The 17,221-nt window shown below is 71.5% G+C and carries 16 protein-coding genes; 9 read left to right on the top strand and 7 right to left on the bottom strand.

Annotated elements, in window-relative coordinates:
- The first annotated feature begins 97 nt into the window (after positions 1–97).
- Together ACIBEI_RS38505 and ACIBEI_RS38500 are read left to right on the top strand one after the other, a co-directional pair.
- Positions 98–1,222: a hypothetical protein gene (locus tag ACIBEI_RS38505; RefSeq protein WP_398895186.1), complete on the top strand. Its 1,125-nt coding sequence runs from the start codon at positions 98–100 to the stop codon at positions 1,220–1,222.
- Between the two features lie 30 nt (positions 1,223–1,252).
- Complete coding sequence (locus ACIBEI_RS38500) at positions 1,253–2,347, top strand: phosphotransferase family protein (RefSeq protein WP_398895184.1); 1,095 nt, start codon at positions 1,253–1,255, stop codon at positions 2,345–2,347.
- Between the two features lie 56 nt (positions 2,348–2,403).
- On the opposite strand, the gene ACIBEI_RS38495 is transcribed toward ACIBEI_RS38500, so the two are convergent.
- Complete coding sequence (locus tag ACIBEI_RS38495) at positions 2,404–2,832, bottom strand: hypothetical protein (protein ID WP_398895183.1); 429 nt, start codon at positions 2,830–2,832, stop codon at positions 2,404–2,406.
- A gap of 264 nt (positions 2,833–3,096) precedes the next feature.
- Here ACIBEI_RS38495 and ACIBEI_RS38490 point away from each other — a divergent pair, with 264 nt between their 5' ends.
- The 4 genes from ACIBEI_RS38490 (at position 3,097) to fxsA (ending at position 7,282) form a co-directional block, all read left to right on the top strand.
- A complete protein-coding gene (locus ACIBEI_RS38490; RefSeq protein WP_055615743.1) occupies positions 3,097–3,537 on the top strand; it encodes an Lrp/AsnC family transcriptional regulator in 441 nt (146 codons plus the stop codon).
- A 76-nt stretch (positions 3,538–3,613) separates the two neighbouring features.
- Complete coding sequence (locus ACIBEI_RS38485; protein WP_398895182.1) at positions 3,614–5,239, top strand: amidohydrolase; 1,626 nt, start codon at positions 3,614–3,616, stop codon at positions 5,237–5,239.
- A gap of 513 nt (positions 5,240–5,752) precedes the next feature.
- Complete coding sequence (locus ACIBEI_RS38480; RefSeq protein WP_398895180.1) at positions 5,753–6,520, top strand: polyprenol monophosphomannose synthase; 768 nt, start codon at positions 5,753–5,755, stop codon at positions 6,518–6,520.
- A gap of 177 nt (positions 6,521–6,697) precedes the next feature.
- The gene (gene fxsA / locus ACIBEI_RS38475) at positions 6,698–7,282 is read left to right on the top strand and encodes an FxsA family membrane protein (protein ID WP_398895178.1); all 585 of its coding nucleotides are present in this window, start codon (positions 6,698–6,700) and stop codon (positions 7,280–7,282) included.
- Between the two features lie 290 nt (positions 7,283–7,572).
- On the opposite strand, the gene ACIBEI_RS38470 is transcribed toward fxsA, so the two are convergent.
- The 4 genes from ACIBEI_RS38470 to ACIBEI_RS38455 all read right to left on the bottom strand — a co-directional run bounded on the left by ACIBEI_RS38470 (position 7,573) and on the right by ACIBEI_RS38455 (position 11,089).
- On the bottom strand, positions 7,573–7,947 hold the full coding sequence (locus ACIBEI_RS38470) for an RNA polymerase-binding protein RbpA (protein WP_003977404.1): 375 nt from the start codon (positions 7,945–7,947) through the stop codon (positions 7,573–7,575).
- A gap of 255 nt (positions 7,948–8,202) precedes the next feature.
- Positions 8,203–9,552, bottom strand: a complete 1,350-nt coding sequence (locus ACIBEI_RS38465) for an MFS transporter (protein ID WP_398895176.1) — start codon at positions 9,550–9,552, stop codon at positions 8,203–8,205.
- A 62-nt stretch (positions 9,553–9,614) separates the two neighbouring features.
- Positions 9,615–10,382 (bottom strand): glycerophosphodiester phosphodiesterase, encoded by a 768-nt coding sequence (locus ACIBEI_RS38460; RefSeq protein ID WP_398895175.1) that lies wholly within the window; start codon positions 10,380–10,382, stop codon positions 9,615–9,617.
- Positions 10,379–11,089, bottom strand: a complete 711-nt coding sequence (locus tag ACIBEI_RS38455; RefSeq protein WP_398895173.1) for a YitT family protein — start codon at positions 11,087–11,089, stop codon at positions 10,379–10,381. The genes ACIBEI_RS38460 and ACIBEI_RS38455 overlap by 4 nt, the downstream gene beginning before the upstream one ends.
- 100 nt (positions 11,090–11,189) lie before the next feature.
- Here ACIBEI_RS38455 and ACIBEI_RS38450 point away from each other — a divergent pair, with 100 nt between their 5' ends.
- Positions 11,190–12,689, top strand: coding sequence for a PLP-dependent aminotransferase family protein (locus tag ACIBEI_RS38450; protein WP_398895171.1), 1,500 nt, complete (start codon positions 11,190–11,192; stop codon positions 12,687–12,689).
- 169 nt (positions 12,690–12,858) lie between these two features.
- Here the strand turns inward: ACIBEI_RS38450 and ACIBEI_RS38445 are convergent, their stop codons facing one another.
- Both ACIBEI_RS38445 and ACIBEI_RS38440 read right to left on the bottom strand, forming a co-directional pair.
- A complete protein-coding gene (locus tag ACIBEI_RS38445; RefSeq protein ID WP_398895169.1) occupies positions 12,859–14,481 on the bottom strand; it encodes a hypothetical protein in 1,623 nt (540 codons plus the stop codon).
- Positions 14,482–14,518: 37 nt separating this feature from the next.
- Positions 14,519–14,713: a hypothetical protein gene (locus tag ACIBEI_RS38440; RefSeq protein WP_055611072.1), complete on the bottom strand. Its 195-nt coding sequence runs from the start codon at positions 14,711–14,713 to the stop codon at positions 14,519–14,521.
- A gap of 316 nt (positions 14,714–15,029) precedes the next feature.
- On the opposite strand from ACIBEI_RS38440, the gene ACIBEI_RS38435 reads away from it, so the two are divergent.
- Together ACIBEI_RS38435 and ACIBEI_RS38430 are read left to right on the top strand one after the other, a co-directional pair.
- Entirely contained in the window at positions 15,030–15,422 is a 393-nt protein-coding gene (locus ACIBEI_RS38435) for an ankyrin repeat domain-containing protein (RefSeq protein WP_269654984.1), read from the top strand.
- Between the two features lie 301 nt (positions 15,423–15,723).
- The gene (locus ACIBEI_RS38430; protein ID WP_398895168.1) at positions 15,724–17,142 is read left to right on the top strand and encodes a HEAT repeat domain-containing protein; all 1,419 of its coding nucleotides are present in this window, start codon (positions 15,724–15,726) and stop codon (positions 17,140–17,142) included.
- Positions 17,143–17,221: the final 79 nt, after the last annotated feature.

Raw genomic sequence — 17,221 nt, 5'->3', positions numbered from 1 at the left:
TGGCCCCCTGCGGCCTTCTGACGTACCGTCAACTCCGCCGCCGGGGGCCGCACCCCTCCGGGCGACGTCACGCGCCGTACGCCCCGGGAGGCAGCCGATGCCCGACGACCGCCCCGTAGCCCTCGACGAGTACCCCGTGCACCAGGTCCCCCTCTCGATGAAACACGTGGCGACAGGGGACCGGAACGCCTACGACCGGTGCATCTTCCAGGTCTTCGACCACCAGGGGCGGGCACTGCTCATCCTGGGGCTGGGGGTGTACCCGAACGTCGGCGTGATCGACGCGTACGCGACCCTGCGCACCGGCGACACCCTGCACGCCGTACGCGCCTCCGACGCGCTGGCCGACGACACCCGGATGACGATGGCGGTCGGTCCGCTGCGGATCCTGGTCGAGCGCCCCCTGAAGGACTTCGTCCTGAGCTGTGCGGCCGACCCCGACGACCCGGACGGACTGTCGTACGAGATCAACTGGTCGGCGGACTTCCCCGCGCTCTGGGAGCCGCATCACGTCCAACGCCGGGGCGCCCGGCTCACGTTGGAGGGCCGGCGCTTCGTACAGGCGGGCCGGTGCGAAGGCTGGATCAGGGTCGCGGGGGAGGAGATACGGCTGTCGGGCGACGGCTGGACCGGTACCCGCGACCGCAGTTGGGGCACGCGCCCCCTGCCCGGCGAGGAGGGCGGCAGGCTCGCCGAGGAGCACCGGACCGAGGGCTTCCACTGGCTCTGGTGTCCCGTCCGCTTCGAGGACCGCTTCCTGATGGTCGTCACCCAGGAGGACGCCGACGGCTACCGGACCCTGAACGACGCGACGCTCGTACGGAACGGGGAACGCGACCGTCAACTCGGCTGGCCCCAGGCCGAGATCACCTACCGGAGCGGAACCCGGCATCCGGAGCGCGCGACCGTCCACCTCGGCGACTTCCGCAAACCGTCGGAACTCGGCGTCGAGATCCTCACCTCCTCCCCGCTCGCCGTCGGAGCCGGCTATCCGCCCGCCGAGGACTGGCAGCACGGCAGCTGGCAGGGGCGCGGCTGGACCGACCGGCGTACGTACGACCTTTCGGACCCGGCCGCGCTGGGGCTCGCCGCGTACGGCGTGACCGACCACGTCGCCCGCTTCACGCTCGACGGACAGGTGGGGCACGGCATCTTCGAGCACGGCTCGTTCGGCCGGCACGACCCGAGCGGGTTCACCGGCTTCGACTCGGTCGCGCCATAGGGAAGTTGAGGCGAGGGAGGGAGCGGAACGATGGCGACGGCACCCCGTCCGCGTACGACCACACGTGACCCGGAGGAACTCGCGCGGCGGCTGACCGCCTGGCTCGCCGGACGGCTGCCCGGCGCCAAGGTGGTCGACGTCCGTGTCCCCGCCTCCAACGGGCTGTCCAGCGAGACCCTGCTCTTCGACATCGAGCACCCCGAACCCCCGCTGCGCGCCTGCGCGTTGAGGCTTGCGGCGGACCCGGCGGCGTACACCGTCTTCCCGGTCTACGACCTGCCGCGCCAGTACCGCACCATGCGGCTGGTGGCGGACCGCACGGACGTGCCCGTACCGCGGGTGCAATGGCTGGAGGAGGACGCGGGGCCCCTCGGGGCGCCCTTCTTCGTCATGGAGCGCGTGGAGGGCCGCGTACCGCCGGACGTCATGCCCTACACGTACGAGGGCAACTGGCTGCACGCGGCAAGTGACGCCGAACGGACGCGACTTGAGCACGCCTCGGTCGGACTCCTCGCCCGGCTGCACGACCAAGTCCCGGTGCGCGAGGCGGACTTCCTCGCCTCGCCGGGGGACGGCAGCCCGTTGCGACGTCACGTCGAGGCCCAACGCGACTACTACGAATGGGTGATTGACGGTCTGCCGCGGTCACCGCTGATCGAGGACACCTTCGACCGGCTCGACGCGCTCTGGCCCCGCGACGAGGGCGAGACGGTCCTCAGCTGGGGTGACGCACGCATCGGGAACGTCATCTACGACGGCTTCGAACCCGCCGCGGTCCTCGACTGGGAGATGGCGGCACTGGCCCCGCGCGAGGTCGACCTCGGCTGGATGATCTACCTGCACCGCTTCTTCCAGGACCTCACCCTGAGCTTCGGCCAGCCCGGACTGCCCGGCTTCCTGCGCCGGGACCGCGTGGAGCCGCGCTACGCCCAACTCACCGGCCACACACCGCGGGACATGGACTTCCACATCCTGTACGCAGCCCTGCGGCACGCGATCGTCATGCTGCGCGTCGCCTACCGGCAGGTGCACTTCGGTGAGACCGCCGTCCCCGCGGATCCGGACACACTGATCCTGCACCACGACAGCCTGCGAGCCATGGTGCAGGGCAGTTACTGGAACTGAGGACTGCTCAGAGCTGGAACTGAGGACCGCTCAGGCGGAAACCGGCCGCGTGATGCTCAGGCGGCCTGGTCGCGCATCACCGGCACCCGCATGGGGCGCGAGCCGGGGCCGCCGACGTGCGAGAAGGGCTGCGTACGCCAGTCGAGACCCTGAGGGAGCGTCAACAGCAGGGCGGTGTCCTGCTCCTGAGCCTCCATCGTCTCGTCGGCGGGCCGGGCCCCGGCCGCCGTACGGCCCGTACCGGCGCAGACCGTGAGCCCGAACGGGTTCCACGGCGACGCGCACAGCGCGTGCTCCGGCAGGATCTCCTCGTCCGCGAGGAGCGCGATGGGCTGCGCGCAGTCCGGGCAGATCACCCGGTACATCTCGAAGGTGTCGTACGCGTCGAACTCCTCGGCGTCAGGTTCGACGCCCTCCGGCTCGGGCTCGACGACGGGCTGCTGCCGCTTGGGCGCGGTGCGACCAGGGCGCTTCAGACTCTGCATGGGCTACTCCCCCTCGGGTGGGCCGACAAGGCACTGCGACCTCGACCACAGCAAGCACTTCCCGCCCCGTCTCTGCGGTAATCACGAGAACATCACGGAACCGACCGCCGCGATGTGGCGTTCGTCACATGCCGCGTGCAGGTGCCCGACCCGGTGGTTTTGTCCCCCGGGTGTCTCGCCCGCTTCTTCAGGCCACATCACAAACAGGGTATGACCTGCGCCGCAGAGTACCCGAGGGGATCAAGGGCATGTAGGTTCTCCGCCATGGAGGAGCTGGACCGCCACATCGTGCAGTTGCTCGTCGAAGACGGGCGGATGAGCTACACCGACCTGGGCAAGGCCACGGGCCTGTCCACGTCGGCCGTGCACCAGCGGGTGCGCCGGCTTGAGCAACGGGGCGTCATCCGCGGCTATGCCGCGGTCGTCGACCCGGAGGCCGTCGGGCTGCCGATCACCGCCTTCATCTCGGTGAAACCCTTCGACCCCAGCGCCCCCGACGACATCGCCGAACGGCTGGCCGACGTCCCGGAACTCGAGGCCTGCCACAGCGTCGCCGGCGACGAGAACTACATCCTCAAGGTCCGCGTCTCGACACCGCACGAGCTGGAGGAACTCCTCGCGCGTGTGCGCACGCTGGCGGGCGTGTCGACACGTACGACGGTGGTTCTCTCCACGCCGTACGAGGCCCGGCCGCCGAAGATCTGACGCCCGCGCGCGTGAGACCTCAACTGTGGGACCCCCGTGCGCGGGGCGCGTGCGCGGAGGGGCGAGACTGTTCCCCATGAGTGAGAGCACCGCCACCCCCCGAACGATGTTGCTGCGCGGCGGGGAGGTGCACAGCCCCGCCGACCCGTTCGCCACCGCGATGGTCGTGGAACGCGGGCAGGTCGCCTGGGTCGGCTCCGAGGGTGCGGCCGACGCGTTCGCGGACGGCGTCGACGACGTGGTGGACCTCGAAGGGGCGCTCGTCACCCCGGCGTTCACCGACGCGCACGTGCACATCACGGCCACCGGCCTCGCCCTCACCGGCCTCGACCTCTCGGCCGCCCGCACCCTCACCGAGGCGATGGCCCTCGTAAGGGAGTTCGCGGCCGCCCGCCCCGCCGACCGGGTACTCCTCGGTCATGGCTGGGACGCGTCACGCTGGCCCGAGCGGCGGCATCCGTGGCGCGACGAGCTGGACGAGGTCACCGGCGGCCGCCCGCTCTACCTCAGCCGGATCGACGTCCACTCGGCCGTCGTCACCACGGCACTGCTTGACATGGCGCCAGGCGTACGCCGGGCGGCCGGTTTCGAGGACGGCGAACCGCTGACCCGCGACGCCCATCACGCCGTACGCGCCGCCGCGTTCGCAGCCGTGACGCCGGAGCAGCGCACCGAGGCCCAGCGCGCCGCGCTGAAGCACGCGGCCTCGCTCGGTATCGGCTCCATCCACGAGTGCGCGGGCCCGGAGATCTCCTCCGAGGACGACTTCGCCGGGCTGCTGAGGCTCGCCGCGGGGGAGGCCGGGCCCCGGGTCGTCGGCTACTGGGCCGAACACGGTGAGGAGGGCGTGGCGAAGGCCCGGGCGCTGGGCGCGGTCGGCGCCGCGGGCGACCTCTTCGTGGACGGCGCCCTCGGCTCGCACACGGCCTGCCTCCACCAGCCGTACACCGACGCCGACCACACCGGCACCGCCTACCTGGACACCGCGGCCGTCGCCGCCCATGTGGTGGCATGCACCGAGGCGGGCCTCCAGGCGGGCTTCCACGCCATCGGGGACGCCGCCGTGACCTCCGTGGTCGACGGAGTCCGCGCCGCCGCCGAGAAGGTCGGCCTGGCCCGCGTACGCGCCGCCCGGCACCGCGTCGAGCACGCCGAGATGCTCACCCCGGAGGCGATCGCCGCCTTCGCCGAACTCGGCCTCACCGCCTCCGTCCAGCCGGCCTTCGACGCGCTGTGGGGCGGCCAGGACGGCATGTACGTCGAGCGCCTCGGCGCCGAGCGGGCCCGGACACTCAACCCGTTCGCGGCCCTGCTGCGGGCCGGGGTGCCGCTCGCCTTCGGCTCCGACAGCCCTGTCACACCGCTCGACCCGTGGGGCACCGTCCGCGCCGCCGCCTTCCATCGCACTCCGGAGCACCGGGTGTCCGTGCGCGCCGCGTTCACGGCGCATACGCGGGGCGGCTGGCGGGCGGTCGGACGTGACGACGCGGGGCTCCTGGTACCCGGCGCGCCCGCGGACTACGCCGTGTGGCGCACCGACGAACTCGTCGTCCAGGCCCCGGACGACCGGGTCGCCCGCTGGTCGACCGACCCGCGCTCCGGCACCCCCGGACTGCCCGACCTCGCGCCCGGCGCGCGACTGCCCGTCTGTCTGCGTACGGTCGTGGGCGGACGGACGGTATTCGTACGGCCGGACGAGTGATGTCCCGGGGTGGCGCGGCGTCGATCATGGCCCGGCGCCGCGTCGCGCGACCTGCGTATCCTCCGCGCTGACCAGGGGTTTGATGGAAAACCCCCAGGTCAAACGACTGTTGACAGCGAGCGGCAGGTGGCCGGTAGGTTCGGCCGGGTCCACCACCGGACGTCCGACCGGTGAACTTCCGCGCAGTCGCCGCAGCGCAGTTGGGTCAGGGGTGGTGTGCCGCACCGGTACACCACCACTGGGAGCCAGGCCCAGCGCCCGCGCCACGGGGCGAGGGAACGTTCCGGCTCGGATGGTGTGACCCGGGTGGGGCCCGGACGCTCAGTAGACAACGGCTTTCGGTCGACCCGCAGCCAGCGGGTCCCAGGTCGGCCCGAAGGGCGCCGGGCCCCGATCCGCAGACCTACCCCCTTCTGGCCCCCTTCTGGGAACTTTCACGTCGGTGCCTCACCGGCCTGAAGAGCGACGCTCGCTATGGTGGAGCCCCTCGCACGGAAGTCTTAAGGGGAAGCTGTGAACGACGGCGGTGGGCGACAGTTCGGTCCGCTCGGCACGACCTTGGTGATCATCCCGACCTTCAACGAGGCGGAGAACATCAAGGCGATCGTCGGCCGGGTGCGGGCCTCCGTGCCCGCGGCGCACGTTCTGATCGCCGACGACAACAGCCCCGACGGCACCGGCAAACTCGCCGACGAACTGACCGTCGACGACGACCAGGTCCACGTGCTGCACCGCAAGGGCAAGGAAGGCCTCGGCGCCGCCTACCTCGCGGGCTTCCGCTGGGGCCTGGAGCACGGGTACGGCGTCCTGGTCGAGATGGACGCCGACGGCTCGCACCAGCCCGAGGAACTGCCCCGGCTGCTCACCGCGCTCAAGGGGGCCGACCTCGTGCTCGGGTCCCGCTGGGTGCCGGGCGGGCGCGTGGTCAACTGGCCCAAGTCCCGTGAGTTCATCTCGCGCGGCGGCAGCCTGTACTCACGCGTGATGCTCGACGTGCCGATCCGCGACGTCACCGGCGGCTACCGCGCCTTCCGCAGCGAGACCCTGGAAGGCCTGGGCCTCGGCGAGGTCTCGTCGCAGGGCTACTGCTTCCAGGTCGACCTGGCCCGGCGGGCCGTCAAGGCCGGCTATCACATCGTTGAGGTGCCCATCACCTTCGTCGAGCGCGAACTGGGCGACTCCAAGATGAGCCGTGACATCCTGGTGGAGGCCCTGTGGAGGGTGACCACGTGGGGGGTCGGGGAGCGGGCGGACCGGATTCGGGGGCGTCGGAAGGGCTGAGGTCCTGTAGCCCTGAGACCCGGTTCGTTGTTGCGGTCCGGTTCGTTGTGTGGTCTGGCTGTCCCGTCGGCTTGTCCGGGCCCGTGGTCCGGCTGTCCGGACGGGCGGCTCGGCTTCACAGCCCGTGCTGACCTCGCGTTTATCCCGTACTGAGCCGTGCCCAGGCACACTGGACGCATGACGACTGGCGCTTCGACTCCGCCCCACCCCGCACGGCCCCGGCGCTCCGGCCCGCTCCGCTACCTGCCGCTCGGCATCGCCGCATGGCTGGTGCTGGAGATCTGGCTGCTGATCGTGGTGGCGGGTGCCACGAGCGGCTTCATCGTCTTCGTGCTGCTGGTCGCCGGATTCGTCCTCGGCTCCGTGGTCATCAAGCGGGCCGGACGCCGGGCCTTCCGCGCCCTGAGCGAGACGCTGCAGCAACAGCAGAGCGGGGCGTTGCCGCAGGGCGGTACGAATTCCGAGGGCAACGGTCTGATGATGCTGGGCGGGCTGCTGCTGATGCTGCCGGGGCTGATCTCCGACGGACTCGGGCTGCTTCTGCTGGTTCCGCCGGTTCAGAAGGGGTTGAGCCGGTACGCGGAGCGGACGTTTGAGCGGAAGATGCGGGAGGCCGGCGTGGGGACGCTCGGGGGTGCCTTCCAGCAGGCGCGTATCCATCGGCCTGACGGCAAGGTCGTTCCGGGCGAGGTCATTCGGGACGACGAGTCGCGGGACCGGAGTCAGGAAGACTCGGGCCCGAGGCCCCCGCTGAACGGCTGACGCCGAGGGGGTATTTTCGCCCCCTCCGCCCCTACCCATTCCCGTCCCTTTCAGGGGCTCCGCCCCCGAACCCCCGCTCCTCAAACGCCGGAGGGGCTGAGATACCTCAGGGGCGCGGGGAACTGCGCGACCAGCCACGACGAACCCGCACGTATGTCTCAGCCTGTCCGGCACTTCAGGACAAGGCGCCCAAAAGTCACCCAAACGCACAAAACCGCAGGCGCCATACCCGGAGGTACGGCACCCGCGGTTGGGTGCGTGCGTTGTATGCCGCCCAACCCCCGGAGGGGTTACGCGGACTTGCGGCTGTCCCGAGGGTGGACCGCGATGTTCATGGCTCCGGAGCGAAGTACAGCCAAGCGCTCTTCGAGGACCTCTTCGAGTTCCTCTCGCGTGCGCCGCTCCATCAGCATGTCCCAATGCGTGCGCGCGGGCTTGGCCTTCTTTTCCTCAGGGCCGTCGCCGTCCACCAGGAGTGCCTGGGCCCCGCAGACCTTGCACTCCCACTCCGGCGGGATCTCCGCCTCCACCGAGAAGGGCATCTCGAATCGATGGCCCTTCTCGCATGCGTACTCCACGGCCTGGCGCGGGGCCAGGTCGATGCCGCGGTCCGTCTCGTAGCTGGTCACCACGAGGCGCGTGCCGCGAAGAGCTCGCTCACTCATGAATCGTGCCTCCCGGGCTTGTCGCCCACAGGACAGGTGTCGCTGTCGTCGTCATCCGGTCAACGTCCGGTCGGCGGTAAAGATTCCCGTTCCGGGTCATGCGTCGCCGTCGTAGCCGCCCCTTGTTGTACCCACCTGCGCCCGGTTTGTCACATCTGAGGGCAGATGTCACCCAGCGTTTCGGCATCTTTGACGCGCAGTAACGGTACGCCTGGCAGGCCAAACGCGTACACTACCGGCCTTTGGCCTCCGGCGCTAAATCCTGTCCGGAACGGGGTTGCCCGCGTCGCGTACCGCCTGGCGTACCGGAACCCTCGCGAGCAGCACGAATCCCAGCACGAAGAAGGCCACGAGCGAGATGATCGCGTCCCGATAACTTCCGGTTAGCTGGTAGGTGAGACCGAACAGAAGCGGGCCGAGCCAGCTCATACCGCGGTCGCTCATCTCGTACGCCGAGAAGTACTCGGCCTCCTTGCCGGGCGGCACCAGGTGCGAGAACAGGGACCGGGACAGCGCCTGGCTGCCGCCGAGGACGAGCCCGATGCCGGCGGCGAGGACGAAGAACCAGACGGGCGCGCCGGCGGGCAGGAAGTAACCCGCGCCCAGCGTCACGGTCCAGGCGACCAGTGAACCGAGGATGGTCCGTTTGGCGCCGTACGTCCGGGCGAGCCGGCCCATCCCTAGCGCCCCGGCCACCGCGAGCAGCTGGACCAGCAGCACGGCGACGATCAGCGTCGACTGGTCGAGGCCCAGCTCCTCGGATCCGTACACGGATGCCTGCGAGATGACCGTCTGGATGCCGTCGTTGTAGACCAGATAGGCGAGCAGGAAGGCGAGCGTCAGTGGCTGGCGGCGCAGGTCCCGCACGGTGGCCGCCAGCTGCCGCCATCCGGGTGTGGACGTACCCGAGGAGGACGTCGTGCGGCGGTCGCGCAGCCGTTTGAGCGGTACGAGCGTGAAGGCGCCCCACCAGATACCGGCCGAGGCCAGACAGATGCGGACCGCTGTCGTCTCGGAGACGCCGAAGGTGTCGTGGGCCGTGTAGAGGATCAGGTTCGCGACCAGGACCAGTGAGCCCGCCGCGTAACCGAAGGCCCAGCCTCTCGACGAGACGGCGTCGCGCTCCTCGGGTGGGGCGATCTGGGGGAGGTAGGAGTTGTAGAGCACCATCGAGACGGCCAGTGAGGCGTTGGCCACGATCAGCAGGAGGCCGCCCAGCAGATAGCGGTCACCGTCCAGGAAGAACATGCCCGCGGTGGCCGCGGCGCCCAGGTAGGCGGCGACCGCGAGGAGCGGCTTCTTGCGGCCCGTGCGGTCGGCGGCCGCGCCCGCCAGCGGCATCACGAAGATCGACAGGATGACGGACGCCGACACGCAGTACGCGAAGAAGGAGCCGGCGCGCAGGGGGATCCCCAGCGGGTGCACGAATCCGTCGGCGTCCGCGGCCGCCTTGGCGACCGATGTCAGATAGGGGCCGAGGAAGACGGTGAGCACGCTCGTCGAGTAGACGGAGCAGGCCCAGTCGTAGACGTACCAGCCGCGTTGTTCGCGCCGACGTTCCGCGGCCTCGTCGGCCGCTTGTTCCCGCACGGTGTCGGTGCCCACCCGTGCCCTCGCTTCCCCGTCGCAGTCCCCGTACGCGGACGCCGCGCGGGGCGCCGGGGCCGTCAGACCCAGGTGCCGCGGTCCTCCAGGACCCCGCGCAGCGTCTCGATGTGATCGGTCATGATGCCATCGACTCCCAGGTCCAGGAGCCGGTGCATCCGTGCGGCCTCGTTGACCGTCCAGACGTGGACCTGCAGCCCGCGCGCGTGGGCCTCGCGCACGAACCGGTGATCGACCACGGGGACGCCCGACTGGGACTCGGGCACCTGGGCGCAGACCGCCGAGCGGCGCAGCGGGGCCGGGAACCCCCACGACCGCAGGCGCAGTCCGAGGACGCCCCGGGTGCCGTACGAGGTGGCCAGGCGCGGACCGGCCAGGCGCTGCGCGCGGGCGGCGCGTGCCTCGGAGAAGGAGCCGACGCAGACGCGGTGCCAGGAGCGGGTGCGGCGGATCAGGTCGAGCAGCGGGTGCAGGGCGGGCTCCGCCTTGATGTCGACGTTCCAGCGGACGTCGGGGAACGTCTCCAGCAGCTCCTCGAAGAGGGGGACCGGTTCCGATCCGGCCACGCGCGCGTGGCTCACGTCGTCCCAGGGGAGGTCCGCTATCCGGCCCGCCCCGTCGGTCACCCGGTCCAGCGTCGCGTCGTGGAAGGCGACGAGTTTTCCGTCCGCCGTGGCGTGTACATCGGTCTCGATGTATCGGTAGCCGGCCTCGACCGCGCGCCGGAACTGGGCCGTGGTGTTCTCCAGGCCGTCCGCGGCCCCGCCCCGGTGGGCGAAGGCGATCGGGGCGGGATGGTCGAGGTAGGGGTGGCGTATACGGGTGCTCACCCGCGCAGTATCGCCTGCTCCGGTTGCCCGGCGGCAACGACCGTGCTGCCGCCCGATGATGCGGAGGGGACGGCGAACACGCGCAGGAAGAGCTGGGCCAGCGGGCCGATGGCCACCGCGTACAGGACCGTGCCCACGCCGACCGTGCCGCCGAGGACGAAGCCCGTCGCCACCACCGCGACCTCGATGGCCGTACGCACCAGACGGATCGAGCGGCCGGTGCGGCGGTGGAGCCCCGTCATCAGGCCGTCGCGCGGGCCCGGGCCGAAACGGGCCGCTATGTAGAGGCCGGTCGCCACGCCGTTGACGAGGATGCCCGCCACCAGCAAGGGGATGCGGATTCCGAGAGCGTGCGCGTCCGGGACCAGGGCGAGCGTGCCGTCCATGGCGATGCCGACCACGAAGACGTTGGAGACCGTGCCGAGGCCCGGGCGCTGGCGCATCGGGATCCACAGGAGCAGCACCACGGCGCCCACGATGATCGACACGACGCCGATCGTCAGCCCGGTCATCTCGGCGAGGCCCTCGTCCAGGACGCTCCAGGGCGCCAGGCCCAGACCCGCCTCCACGAGGAGGGCCACGCTCGCGCCGTACAGCGCCAGGCCCACGTACAGCTGGAGCAGTCGGCGGGTGAGGTGCCTCGACGGCGGACCCGATGACGGATCCGATGGCGGACCCGACGGGCGATCCGACGGCGGAGTGGACAAGATGTGCCCCCTGGTGGTGATAGTGGCCTGACCCGTGACACTCTGTGGCTTGAGAAGAAACCTCTTCCATGGCCAATTCGGGGAAGGTGGACTGGAAATCATGGCGCAGTGGACCTCGGCGGTGGGTGCCGCTCAGCTCGCGCGGCTGCTCAACTCCCAGCAGGAGCGCCCGGCGGGCCCCGGCACACGCCGCCCGCCCGCCTATCGCGCCCTCGCCGACGGCGTGCGTCTGCTCGTCCTCGAAGGGCGCGTCCCCGTCGCCGCGCGGCTGCCCGCCGAGCGTGAACTGGCCCTCTCCCTCTCCGTGAGCCGTACCACCGTGGCGGCCGCCTACGAAGCCCTTCGCGCCGAGGGATTCCTGGAGTCCCGCAGGGGAGCGGGCAGCTGGACGGCCGTACCGGCCGGGAACCCACTGCCCGCGCGCGGCCTTGAACCGCTGCCGCCCGAGGCCCTCGGCTCCATGATCGACCTGGGTTGTGCGGCCCTGCCCGCCCCCGAGCCGTGGCTCACCCGTGCCGTCCAGGGTGCCCTGGAGGAGCTTCCGCCGTACGCCCACACGCACGGCGACTATCCGGCGGGGCTGCCCGCGCTGCGCGAGATGCTGGCCGAGCGGTACACCGCGCGCGGCATCCCGACCATGCCCGAACAGATCATGGTGACCACCGGGGCCATGGGCGCCATCGACGCCATCTGCCACCTCTTCGCCGGGCGCGGCGAGCGCATCGCTGTCGAGTCGCCCTCGTACGCCAACATCCTTCAGCTGATGCGCGAGGCCGGGGCCCGGCTGGTGCCCGTCGCCATGGCCGAGGGGCTCGCGGGCTGGGACATGGACCGCTGGCGGCAGGTACTGCGTGACGCGGCGCCCCGGCTCGCGTACGTCGTCGCGGACTTCCACAACCCGACCGGCGCGCTCGCCGACGAGGACCAGCGGCGGCGGCTCGTCGACGCGGCCCGCTCCGCCGGCACGGTGCTGATCGTGGACGAGACCATGGGCGAGCTCCATCTGGACGAGGGCCTCGAAATGCCGCGTCCCGTCTGCGGTTTCGACCCGGCCGGGTCCACCGTCATCACCGTCGGCTCGGCCAGCAAGGCGTTCTGGGCGGGCATGCGGATCGGCTGGGTCCGCGCCGCCCCCGACGTGATCCGCAGCCTGGTCGCGGCCCGCGCGTACGCCGACCTCGGCACCCCCGTCCTGGAGCAGCTCGCCGTGAACTGGCTGCTCAGCACCGGTGGCTGGGAGCAGGCCGTGGACATCCGACGCACCCAGGCACGCGAGAACCGCGACGCGCTCGTGACGGCCCTGCGCCGTGAACTGCCCGGCTGGGAGTACGACGTGCCGCACGGCGGGCTCACCCTGTGGGTGCGTACGGGCGGTCTGTCCGGATCACGGCTGGCCGAGGTCGGCGAGCGGGTGGGCGTGCGCGTCCCCTCCGGGCCCCGCTTCGGGGTCGACGGGGCCTTCGAGGGCTATGTGCGGCTGCCGTTCACCGTCGGCGGCGCGGTGGCCGATGAAGCCGCGACGCGCCTGGCCGCGGCCGCCCGGCTGGTGGAGTCGGGGGCGAACGGCGGAACGGACGCGCCACGCACGTTCGTGGCTTGACGCTCCGGATGCGCCTCGTCGGATGCGCCTTGTGCGGTGACGTCTCCCGAGCCCTGCGCTCCGGCAGAGGCGCGGCACTCCGGGCCACTGCCACCCGGCCGGCGGCGAGGGGACCGGACGGAGGGAGGGCGCCGCGCATCCTCGTGCGTGGCGCCCTCCCTCCGCCCGTTCAGCCTTCCGCGGGGACACCCACCGCACCCGGTGCGGTGAAGCGCACGGGGCTTTCCGGTGTTGCGTCCGCGTGGTCCGCCGGTGCCATGCCTGTCGGCTCGGCGTCCGCCGGAGTCGTGCGCGCCGGCAGCAGACCGACCACCGCCTGACGGTGGGCCTCGCTCGTCGCCTCGTCGTACGGGTCCGGGGTTGCCGGGACCTGGAGGCGGTGGACCGGGCCCGAGCCCAGCCGGGCGTAGCCGCGGCCCGGCGGCACGTCGGGCGTCGGAGTCGTGGGCGGGGGAGACCCGAGCACCGCTTCGAGCTGGCCCGCGGACGCGGGGCCGAGCACGACACGCGCGCGCGTGTGTCCGCGTACCGCCTCGCTGAGTGACTCCAGGGCGTCGAACTGCTCGGCCACCACCACCGTCACACCGGCCGCGCGGCCGTGGCGCAGCGGCACCTGGAGGAGGGACTGGGGATCCTTGCGGCCGTCGGCCGCCGCGAGATGGCCGAGGACCGTCGGACGGTCGAGGAGCAGCCAGAGGGGGCGCTTGGTGTCCTCCGGCGGGGTGTGGCCCGCCTGTCGGGCGCGGTTCGCGGCGATGAGCCGGCGCTCCGTCTCGTGCGCCGCCCACTCCAGGCTCGCCAGCGCGCCCGCCAGGCCGCACTCGATGCCCAGGACGCCGTCGCGGCCGGTCAGACACGCGAACTCGCCGCTGCCGCCGCCCTCGACGATCAGCACGTCGCCGTGCTGCAGGGCCTGCAGCGCCATCGAGCGCAGAAGAGTGGTCGTGCCGCTGCCCGGCCCGCCGACCGCGAGGAGATGCGGCTCGGTCGAGCGCGCACCGGTGCGCCAGACGACCGGCGGGGCGTCCCGCCGCTCCTCGCCGAAGGTGAGCGGAAGTGTGCGCTGGACTCCGGCCGGGTCGGTGAAGCCGAGGACGGTCTCGCCCGGAGCCGTGACGAAACGCTGGGCGGCGACATCGGTGGGAAGCGGCGGCAGCACGGTGACCGAGAGTTGGTTGCCCTCCTCGTCCCACGCGAAGCGGTACTCGCGCCCGCGACCCGACTTGGTGTGCAGCAACTGCTCGATACGGGCACGCGCGTCCGCCTCCCCGTCGGTGAAGTACGCGGGGTAGTGGAGCGAGAGATGCGAGACACGGCCGGTGTCGTCGAACTCGTACGAGGTGAAGGCCTTGTCCCACTCGCCGCCGTGGGCGTAGAGCGGGGCCGGGTCCTCGGGAACCGAGAAGTAGGGGACGAGTGCTTCGTAGAGCGACTCGAGGCGCTTGGCCTGCGCCTCGTCGGGGCCGATCGGCCCGGGCGGGGTACGGTCCCGGCCGTGCCACGCCGACGCACCCATCAGGGTGACGATGGCGAGCAGCGGCCCGTACGGGACGAGGGCCACGACCAGGACGACCGAAGCCACCAGGAACAGCAGTGGACCGCGCCGGTCCTTTGGGGTGTCCGCCCACTTGCGCCGTCCGGCGGCTGCCAGCCGGCGCAGGCCACGGGTGACCGTGATCAGTGGGTGAAGGACGTCGGTGGCGCTGTCGGCGGCCGTCCGGGCCAGGTCCCGGCTGCGGGCGATCTGCGCGCTGCCGGTACTCAGAATGCGGGGAAGAGGGCGCCGGGCCACTGCTGTCTCCTGGAGGTGCGTGCGAACGGGATGGGCGTCAGAACTTGATCCCGCCGAGCAGCCCGGCCAGGCTCGCGCCGCCTGCCGTGATGCTCGGAGCGATGGCCGTACCCGCGAGGTAGAACCCGAAGAGGGCGCAGACCAGCGCGTGCGAGGCCTTGAGTCCGTCCTTGCGGAAGAAGAGGAAGACGATGATGCCGAGCAGCACCACACCTGAGATGGACAGGATCATGAGCGTTCTCCTGGTCGATGGGGACAGTCACCATGAGTACTTCCAGGCTCACAGGATGTATCCATACGATAAAAGGTGCAACAGGGTGAAATTCCGCTTATTTCATCCCGATGGCCCTGCCTGGCAGGGCCTCCAGGGCGGCCGCTCGACGGTTTGCCGGATTCGTGGTGATCTTTGCCTCGGTCGGGCCCGGTCATGTGCCCGCGGAGCCAGTACGCTGGCGATTCACTCGTACGGCCGCACCGCTGACGGCCGCACGTTCCCGCAGTCCCGTTCGTTGTCGCATGTGTTGTCGCAGTGAGAGGCGGTCCCGCCGATGAGTGAAGCCCCCGACCCCGAGGTCGTGGAGCTGGCGACCAAGATCTTCGATCTGGCCCGGCAGGGGCAGACCGAGGCGCTGGTGGCGTATGTGGACGCGGGTGTTCCGGCCAACCTCACCAACGACCGCGGTGATTCGCTCGTGATGCTGGCCGCCTACCACGGCCACGCCGACGCCGTTCGCGCCCTCCTGGAGCGCGGCGCCGAGGCCGACCGCATCAACGACCGAGGCCAGACCCCGCTCGCCGGAGCCGTGTTCAAGGGCGAGGACGCCGTGATCCGGGTCCTCCTCGACGCGGGTGCCGACCCCTCCGCGGGCACGCCCTCCGCCGTCGACACGGCTCGTATGTTCGGCAAGGCCGAATTGCTCGAACTGTTCGGCGTGCACTGAACAAGACGCCTTGACCAGGCGAAACAACAATTTTGGGGGAGGCGGTACGGGGCCGCCGGAAATGCGGTCGCGGCAGCGAGAACCGCTGGGTCATCATGACGTCGTGATTCACGTACGCGATGGCTGGGCAGGTGTTGCCGCACCGCGCGGACCGTGATGCGGCCCGCACGGGCCACCGACGAGAGGCAGAGGAAGATGGTCTACAGCAAGCAGGAAACGGCGGGCGCCCCGACGTGTTGTCACGCGGCCAGGTAAAGCAGGATCCCCGGTTGCGTCGACGCTTGATGTGAGGCTGTTTCCCATGTTCGATCCGGTCATAGCGCCCAGCGGTACGCTGCTCGGCCTGCTCCAGAGGGGCCGCGGCGACGGCACGCTGCACGCGCTCACCGCTCCGCGCGCCGAAGCGCTCGCGGCACTGAACCACTGTGTGCTGCGCGACCCCCGCCACGACTGGCAGGTGGAGAACCGCTCCCTCTACTACGCCCGTCTCTTCCTCGACCTGAGCGGCGAGCTCGACGAGATCGAGGCACACCTCTTCGACGCGGACGACGTCCTCGACACCGAGGAGTCACGCACGGGCCTCGCGCTGGCCGTCCTCGGCCACCTCGCCTCGTACGGCAGGCGGGACGCGCTCGAACTGCTCAGGCGGTACGCCGCCTGCGGCGCCAACTGGGCCTGGGCCCTCGACGAACTGGCGCTGCGCGACGACGACGCCGGACTGCGCGCCCTCGCGGCCCCCGTCCTCGCCCGGTTCCCCGCGGATCCCGAGGGCGAGGCCGAGCTGGCGGTCGTCGTACGGGACTCCTTCGAACCGCGGCCCTGGCGCCTGTGGGCCGACGATCCCCGCGAATCCATCGGCGCACGCGTGCGCGGCGCCCAGGAAGCCGGTTCCTTCGACCGATGGCAACGCCAGATGCGACCGTCCGGGCCCCGCCCGGGGTGGAGCGTGCGGGCCGTCTTCGAGTGGGCCCAGCAAGGCATCGAACGCGGAGCGGCCCTCCATGTGCCGGCCGCGCGATGTCTCACGGCCGTCGCCGGGCCCGAGGACCGCCCCGAGATCATCGAGGCCGCCCGCACCGGGGACGACGGCGCGCGCTGCACGGCCCTGCGCTATCTCGCCGACAGCCAGGATCCCGGCGTACTCGATCTCATCGAGGCCGCCCAGGCCTCCGCCTCACGGCTCGTCGTGGACGCCGCCGTGGACGCCTTCGAACGGATGCGGTCCATCGCCGCCGTGGAGCGGGCGCGCGGCTGGGTCCACCGGCCCGACGCCCTCGGAGAGGCCGCCGGGCGCGTCCTCGCCTGCCGGGGCGGCGCACCGGACCGGGAGCTCGTCCTCGGCGCCCTGCGCGAGGCCGTCCGGGGCGACGGGCCCGACGCCCCGACCCTCTGGACCCTCGTCGACGGCGCCGGACGGCTGGGCATCGCCAACGCGGCCCCCGTGCTGCGACATGTCTACCGGGAGACCGCCTCGTCCCATCTGCGCGGGCGCGCGGCCCGTGCGCTGGCCGCCACCGATCCCTCGTTCCCCGCCGGATTCGCCGTCGAGTGTCTCTGGGACTGCGAGGAGTCCACCCGTGAGGTGGCCGCGCGGCACGCCGAGACCGGTGACGCCCGAGTGGTCGACCAGCTCCGGCGGCTTGCCGCCGATCCGGCCGAGGAGGCCGAGGTACAGACCGCGGTACGCAGCCGCATCGGCCCGGACGCGTCCGCCGTGTGAGGCACCCGAGTGGGACAGCGGTGTGAGACGTGAGACCGGCGTGTGAGGCGACCGAGTAGGACAGCGGTGTGCGACCGCC

This window comes from Streptomyces sp. NPDC050988, assembly GCF_044456225.1.
Taxonomy (GTDB): Bacteria; Actinomycetota; Actinomycetes; order Streptomycetales; family Streptomycetaceae; genus Streptomyces.
Note: the sequence above shows the minus strand (reverse complement) of the source record. Positions and strands in the feature narration are given on the sequence as shown.